Origin of the sequence: Calothrix sp. CCY 0018 (genome assembly GCF_963920925.1) — a bacterium.
GTDB lineage: Bacteria > Cyanobacteriota > Cyanobacteriia > Cyanobacteriales > Nostocaceae > Rivularia.
On the sequence record NZ_CAWUDI010000026.1, the window covers coordinates 114,412 to 121,641 of the forward strand.

5 protein-coding genes are annotated in these 7,230 nt (G+C 38.9%); 2 read left to right on the top strand and 3 right to left on the bottom strand.

What is annotated here, in order from left to right; genetic code table 11:
* The first annotated feature begins 399 nt into the window (after positions 1-399).
* Both ACM03V_RS19480 and gloB read left to right on the top strand, forming a co-directional pair.
* The gene (locus ACM03V_RS19480) at positions 400-4,785 is read left to right on the top strand and encodes a malectin domain-containing carbohydrate-binding protein (protein WP_414622452.1); all 4,386 of its coding nucleotides are present in this window, start codon (positions 400-402) and stop codon (positions 4,783-4,785) included.
* A 134-nt stretch (positions 4,786-4,919) separates the two neighbouring features.
* Positions 4,920-5,693: a hydroxyacylglutathione hydrolase gene (gloB, locus tag ACM03V_RS19485; RefSeq protein ID WP_414622453.1), complete on the top strand. Its 774-nt coding sequence runs from the start codon at positions 4,920-4,922 to the stop codon at positions 5,691-5,693.
* A gap of 17 nt (positions 5,694-5,710) precedes the next feature.
* Here gloB and ACM03V_RS19490 read toward each other — a convergent pair whose 3' ends face one another.
* Genes ACM03V_RS19490 through ACM03V_RS19500 form a run of 3 tightly spaced genes read right to left on the bottom strand, consistent with a single transcriptional unit; the run spans position 5,711 to position 7,145 of the window.
* On the bottom strand, positions 5,711-5,974 hold the full coding sequence (locus tag ACM03V_RS19490) for a type II toxin-antitoxin system RelE family toxin (RefSeq protein ID WP_414622454.1): 264 nt from the start codon (positions 5,972-5,974) through the stop codon (positions 5,711-5,713).
* Positions 5,967-6,245: a hypothetical protein gene (locus tag ACM03V_RS19495; protein WP_414622455.1), complete on the bottom strand. Its 279-nt coding sequence runs from the start codon at positions 6,243-6,245 to the stop codon at positions 5,967-5,969. Before ACM03V_RS19495 ends, ACM03V_RS19490 begins: the two co-directional genes overlap by 8 nt.
* A 30-nt stretch (positions 6,246-6,275) precedes the next feature.
* Positions 6,276-7,145: a hypothetical protein gene (locus ACM03V_RS19500; RefSeq protein WP_414622456.1), complete on the bottom strand. Its 870-nt coding sequence runs from the start codon at positions 7,143-7,145 to the stop codon at positions 6,276-6,278.
* Between the last annotated feature and the right edge of the window lie 85 nt (positions 7,146-7,230).

Below are 7,230 nucleotides of genomic sequence, written 5' to 3' on the forward strand. Positions count from 1 at the left end.
GCCAGCAACGCAGAGCCTTGTTAGCAGTTTACTTGACTGAAAATGAGGAAAAGAATCGAAAAAAGTTAGAATTCCTATTTGATTTTTTGTATAGCCTGCGTTTGAATTTTTTTTTAATTCCACTTTCATCCCTGTTTACGGTTTCTGATTTATTTCATAACTTTAAATTACGTTATATCCAGATAAACCTGGTTTATTCGAGCCTATCGATAATAGTGCAAACGTTAGATTTATCGAACTTTGATATGGGCTAATAGAAAATTCTTTATAGTCCAAAGTTCTAATTTTTTAGTGTGAATTAATACAAAAAAATTCAACATAATCGTTGAAGAAAATCGGATGCTTCTAAGTCAGATTGAAGCAAATAAAGAACTATTTATGAATTAATTAGAGGATAAAATGGCAGATACTACAAACAACAATAACACTGCAAAAGCTTCATTTATAATTAACCCTGGCGGCGATAGCATCAATAGCAGCACTTATGCTAGTGGAAGTTTTGTTATTACTAATAATTCCACCAACGGTGAAAAGATTAAGAAAGTTACTCTTGATTTAAGTACTAGTATTTTTCCAGATTTAGTATTCGATCCTGATGGTATTGCTGGGGACCCGGTTGGTAAAAAATTTACTCCCGATCGCCAAGGAGGAACCGGATTTGTTAGTAGTAATTTTATTAAACCTCATGATGATGGTTATGATGCAGTAGAAATATATTTCAATGATTTCGATCCTGGTGAAACATTTACTTTCTCTGCTGATGTAGATCCCACAAGCGTCAGGGGTTTACCTCAACCAGGCCCCAAAGATTCTGGAAGTGTATCGGGATTGGAATTAATCGGATCGGAAGTAACAGTAGATTTCGATAATAATGCCACATATACCGGACAAACCTACAGAATCCCCGGTAGTTTGGATGGCTCGAAAGCTGTAATTAAATCTACTTTACCTCCCAAACTGGCAATCGAAGTTTTGGGGTTATCTCCTTTACCTGCGGTAATTTCAGAACTTAATCAAACTGTGAGAATTTCTGGTACACCAGGTGTTGAGGTTGCATTATTAGCAGTTGAAGGTGGTTTATTTCTTGATGATTATAGTGGGTTTGATATCGATCCATTTGAAGCCAATTCAGCTATTAAAGTTGAAGAAAAGTTTGCAGCCATAGGTTCTCAGGGCTATGTAGATATCCCCATCACCTTGAAAGATTCACTGAATGATTCTAAAAATAATGGAGGAATAAATCATTTAGTTGCTGTAGCTAAAGATTCAGATGGTGCTACAGGTTTGCTTTCTGATGTAAAGATTATAGATATTCAATCTGCTTCAACACCAGAGCCGAATCCAACACCAGAACCAAACCCAACACCAGAACCAAATCCAATCCCAGAACCAAACCCAACCCCAGAGCCAAACCCAACATCAAACACTATTCGTATCAATGCTGGTGGTAATGCTTATACAGATATAAACGGTAATTTATGGAGTGCTGACCAGTATTTTACTGGAGGTAAAACATATTCTAGTAAAGCTGATATATCTAATACCGAAGACGATAAGCTATACCAAACCGAACGCTGGACAAAAGATTTATCCTACGTTATCCCAGTTACAAATGGCGACTATAAGATAAATATTAAATTTGCAGAACTTTATTGGGATGGTGCAAATAAAAGGAATTTTGATTTATCTGTTGAAGGACAAAACGTTATTGATGACCTTGATATTTTTACAGAAGCAGGAGGCAAAAATACAGCTTTAGATAAATCTTTTGATGTTACCGTCAGCGATGGAACCTTAAATTTAGATTTTCTAAGTAATTCCGATAATGCAAAGTTAGCAGCAATCGAAATTATTGGCGCTTCTACACCGAATCCAAATCCAACTCCGACTCCAACACCAAATCCAACACCAGATCCAACACCAGACCCCGATCCAACACCAGATCCGACACCAGATCCAACACCAGATCCGACACCAGATCCAACACCAACAAACATTATTCGCATTAACGCTGGTGGAAATGCTTATACAGATGTAAACGGTAATTTATGGAGTGCTGACCAGTATTTTACCGGAGGTAAAACATATTCTAGCAAAAGTGATATAACCAATACGCAAGACGATAAGCTGTATCAAACAGAACGCTGGACAAACAACTTATCTTACGTAGTTCCGGTTACAAATGGTGACTACAAAGTAAATGTTAAGTTTGCAGAAATTTACTGGGATGAAGCAGGTAAAAGAAGTTTTGACTTATCTGCTGAAGGTCAATTAGTTATTGATGACCTTGATATCTTCGCAGAAGCAGGAGGTAAAAACCTTGCTTTAAACAAATCTTTTGATGTTACCGTCAGCGATGGAACCTTAAATTTAGATTTTCTGAGTAATTCCGATAATGCGAAGTTAGCAGCAATTGAAATTATTGGTGGTTCAGCACCAATTACACCACCAAGCCCACCAACAAATCCCAACACAGGTACTATTCGCATCAATGCTGGTGGTGATAACTACACCGATACAGCAGGTAATGTATGGATGAAAGACCAGTATTTTGATGTAGGTCAGACATTTTCTACCAATGCAGGTATTTTCAAAACCGAAGAAGACAAACTGTATCAGACAGAGCGCTGGGCCAAAAATTTAGGATATGACATACCTGTAAGCGATGGTAACTACAGGGTTAATTTACATTTTGCAGAAACTTATTTCGATGATTTTAATAAGCGTATATTTGATGTATCTGTAGAAGGAGAAAGAGTCGTTGATGATTTAGATATTTTTGCTAAATCTAAGAATGCTTTTTTCCCTGGAAAAGATTCCGCTTATGTCTACTCTGTTGATAATGTCAACGTTACCGATGGTTTTTTAAATCTAGACTTTGATGCTAGTGTAGATAACGCTAAAATTTCTGCAATTGAAATTGTTTCCCTGACTGGCCCGCAAGTCATTTTCAAACAAACAGATGGTAATACCTCTGTGGTTGAAGGTGAAGCTACGGGAGATAGTTATTCAATAATTTTAAACAGTCAACCAACTGGTGATGTGACTGTAAACTTAGGTTCCAACAGCCAAATTAGTACAAGCCAGAATAGTGTTACCTTTACTCCAGATAATTGGAATGTACCTCAAAGCATAACGGTTAAAGCTTTAGACAATAATCTTGCAGATGGCAACCAAAGCGTAAATATTACACACACTATTAGTAGCTCAGATCAAAATTATGATAGTCTGAGCTTGCCTAATATCTCTGTTTTTATAAGTGATGATGATACCGTTGCAATCGCCTTTACTAAAAAGACAGTTGCAGCGATGTCCATGCCAACAGCAGCAGCTTGGGGGCCAGATCATAGACTGTATGTTGGTTCGTATTTGGGTGAAATCAAAGCATATACTTTCGATGATAATTACAATGTCATTGACACTCAAACCATAACCACCTTGAAGGGTGTATCGAATCCAAACATATTAGGTATAGCCTTCAACCCATACGATACTTCTGACTCCCCTACTATCTATGTATCTCACAATAAACTGTATGCTAACGGTGGTTCGTCTTTTCCAGACACCGAATTATCTCCCTACAGCGGACAGATATCAACCTTAGAAGGGCCACTATTCTCTACAGTTACACCATTAATAACCGGGCTACCAGTTTCCAATCACGACCACGGTGTCAATAGTATGACCTTTGACAACGAAGGTAATCTATATATTGCAGTCGGTGGAAATACAAATGCAGGTATATCAGCAGCTAAAATTGGCGGGATTCCTGAATCTCCCTTTGCTGCGGCAATTTTGAAGGCAGAAATTACTAAGCCTGATTTTAATGGTCAGGTTAAATATGAATTACCTGCTGACTTTGTGCCACCCCAAGGATTAACATTCGACCCCGCAGAAAGTCAGGTATTTGGGGATGTCGCCAAGGTTGTGGATGGCGTTGATGTGTCTGTATATGCTAGCGGTACACGCAATCCTTTTGATTTAGTCTGGACTACAAAAGGGTTAATGTACGCAACGGATAATGGCCCGAATGGTGGATTTGGGGATGTCTCAACTTCTGCAACAACTCAAGAGCCAGTTAAAAACGCACCAGACGAATTAAATCTGATTGTAGAAGATGCATATTACGGTCATCCTAACCGAAATCGCGGACAAGAAGACCCCCGTCAAAACGTTTATTACAGTGACAAAGACGCTAGTATTCCAGGGGTTTATACCGAACAATTAACAACTTTTCCCGCATCTACTAACGGTATTGATGAGTACCGCGCTAATACATTTGGCGGACAAATGCGAGGTAATTTAATTACTCAAAAGTGGAATGGGGAATCATTTAATGTCGTTTTATCCCCAGATGGTACTCAAGTAGTAAATCAAGAAACTTTAGATCCTCAGTCTAAAGCTTTAGACATATTAACTGGGCCTGGAGGAGCCATAGTCGGAATTAACCTCAGTGGCAGTAAAATTGATGTTTCAACTCCCAACGATATTACTGTAAGTGGTGCTACTGCTTATGATATCTTCCCTTGGAGAGCGCCTTCTACAGGAGGTAACTTGTTTATCATTGGCGGTGACGAGTTTGGAGATTTGAGTAATACTAGCGTTACCATTGGCGGTGAAGTTGCACAATTAACTTCGGTTTCAGATAAGCAAATTATGGGTATTCTTCCGTCATTTAGTCATGCTTCAGGCGATTTATTGGATATTTTTGTGACAAGTGAAGGTCAGACTTCCTTACTTAGCGATGCATTTTTACCGTTATTTGGTTCTGCACACTTTGTTTAATTAGCAAAAACGACTTAATTGCCCTCACTCTGCAAGAGTGGGGCTACAATTACAAAGCTTGTCTGCACGGGCTATTTTTATTTCGCTAAACTGGTTCTGGGGTGAATAAATCAAAATAAGGAAAGCTATTTTTTATGCAGGTGTTTCGCTTACCAGTTCTTTCAGATAATTACATATTTCTGCTATACGATGATAAACAAAATATTGCTGCTGTAGTCGATCCAGCCCTGGCAAAACCTGTTTTAGATAAACTCCAGGAACTCAAAGCGGAATTAGTTGCGATCTTCAACACCCATCATCATTCCGATCATGTAGGTGGCAATCAAAAATTAATTGAAAAATTCCCACACCTGACAGTTTATGGTGGAAGCGTAGATTCAGGTAGAATTCCCGGACAACAAGTTTTTCTCGAAGATGGCGATCGCGTTTCTTTTTCTAATCGCACTGGTGATGTTTTGTTCGTTCCCGGACACACTCGCGCTCACATAGCTTATTATTTTGCTCCCGAAAATTCCGAAGAGACGGGTGAGTTATTCTGTGGAGATACTTTATTTGCTGGGGGTTGTGGTCGCTTGTTTGAAGGGACACCAGCACAGATGGTAAATTCCTTAAGTAAAATCCGCGCTTTGCCCGATAATACGAGGGTTTGGTGCGCCCATGAATATACTTTGAAAAATTTGAAATTCGCCGTCACGGTGGATGGTAAAAACCCCGAACTTCAACAGCGATTTGAGCAAGTTAAAGCACATCGCAGTCGGAATGAAGCTACCGTTCCCTCATTGTTAGGAGTAGAAAAACACACCAATCCGTTCTTGAGATGGGAACAACCAGCTTTACAATTGGCTGCAAATAGTAGCGATTCTGTACAAACTTTTGCAAAATTGCGGGGGATGAAAGATAATTTTTGAAGTTAACAAATTCACCTTCATGATTCATATGCTTCGCTACGATGAGCGATTGCAACAACATATACTTGTACCAATTCATCGTCTATCGAGTAGATTACTCTATAATCGCCGATTCGATAGCGGTAGTAACCTAGATAATCTCCCTTAAGGACTTTAATATTTGGGTGCGATTGGGGAGTTTGCTCTAACTGCTCCAAACATCGAGCTATTTTCTTGGCTAAGGCTTTGTCAGCATTGAGATAAACTTTTTGAACATCGGGATGTAGCAGAACTTCATACATCGGAGCGAAGATTTCTCCAGCTTGTGTAATCGGTTTTAGGGGTTGTTTGGTTTTGTTTAACTCGCTCTAACAATCCAGCAATTGCCAAAATTTCTTGAGTCGCAGTTTCAGTTTCAACATTTGCCAAGTAACCTGCAAAATCAGCAAGCACCTGTAACTTTTCTGGCGATAGTTGCTTGAGTAAGTCATTAAGTTGATGGTGTAACTCTGTCACAGATATCACATCCGTTGATAAGCTATCATCCATTAAGGAATTATCGTTGGTATTCATTGTGTGTTCGCAATTTTCTAAGTTTTACGTTCATTGTAGGGCAATGAATCCCGTCTCTTTAAGCAACAGCAGTAGTTCTACATAAGGAAGTTTCGTGTCTTTGTGATTATTTACCCACATATCAGCAAAGAAGTCTTGCATCAGAGCAATTATGCTACGGTATTTGATGATACTAGCAACATAAAAAGGATCTAACTTCATGTCTCCCTCGGTATGTATCTGCTCAATATTGTCGAGCAATATAGACCCCTGTTGATAAGGTTTTAAGCCTTCTATGCAATATTTTCGCATGATATTACGTTTCTGGTTTTCCGAACATGAGTCATATGACCATCGAATCAAGAAACCAAAATTTCGCAGAACTTCTCCGTAGTCGTAAAATTTGTTCTGCTCAAAGAAAGACTTTTCATCTGAAGTCAACGAAAAACTATTGTCAAGTACCAAACCAAAATCGCTTAAATATGTCTGTTCACCGTCGGTAAGGATGTTGCGAAAATGCGCGTCAAAGTGGATGATTCCCTTCGCCCTCAAAAACTCAATTGTCGTGCGTAAATCATTTAAGGGTTGCTGAAGTTTATTGGGGTTTTCTCGCAGCCATGTTTCTAGAACGTGCGGTACGTACTCTAGGAATAAAATCAATTCATAGTTGGCGATCGCTCTATCTAACACGTATTTTCCAGCGTTCGCACTGTTACCCCAGTATTTCACATAATCCTGTAGACGGGATTTATCCACATCCATAGGTTGTCCAGAGAACGGAACAATCCGATAATGGTACATGAGTGGAAAAGTAGAAATTGCCCCCTCTAATACCCAGTTAGTTGTCTTGATATGAGTTACGAGTTCCCGGAAGACTCCAAAACCAGTGGAACCAAAGCCGTAATTACAATAAGTCGGCAAGTCATAGATATTTTTGGTGGAAAATTGGTTCTCATAGTTACTAAAAATATAGTCAAATATATTAACTAACTTTTAGCTTTGTAAG

Coding starts and splice junctions, on each gene's coding strand:
- ACM03V_RS19480 (WP_414622452.1), top strand. CDS start 400: ATGGCAGATACTACAAACAACAATAACACTGCAAAAGCTTCATTTATA.
- gloB (WP_414622453.1), top strand. CDS start 4,920: ATGCAGGTGTTTCGCTTACCAGTTCTTTCAGATAATTACATATTTCTG.
- ACM03V_RS19490 (WP_414622454.1), bottom strand. CDS start 5,974: ATGTATGAAGTTCTGCTACATCCCGATGTTCAAAAAGTTTATCTCAAT.
- ACM03V_RS19495 (WP_414622455.1), bottom strand. CDS start 6,245: ATGAATACCAACGATAATTCCTTAATGGATGATAGCTTATCAACGGAT.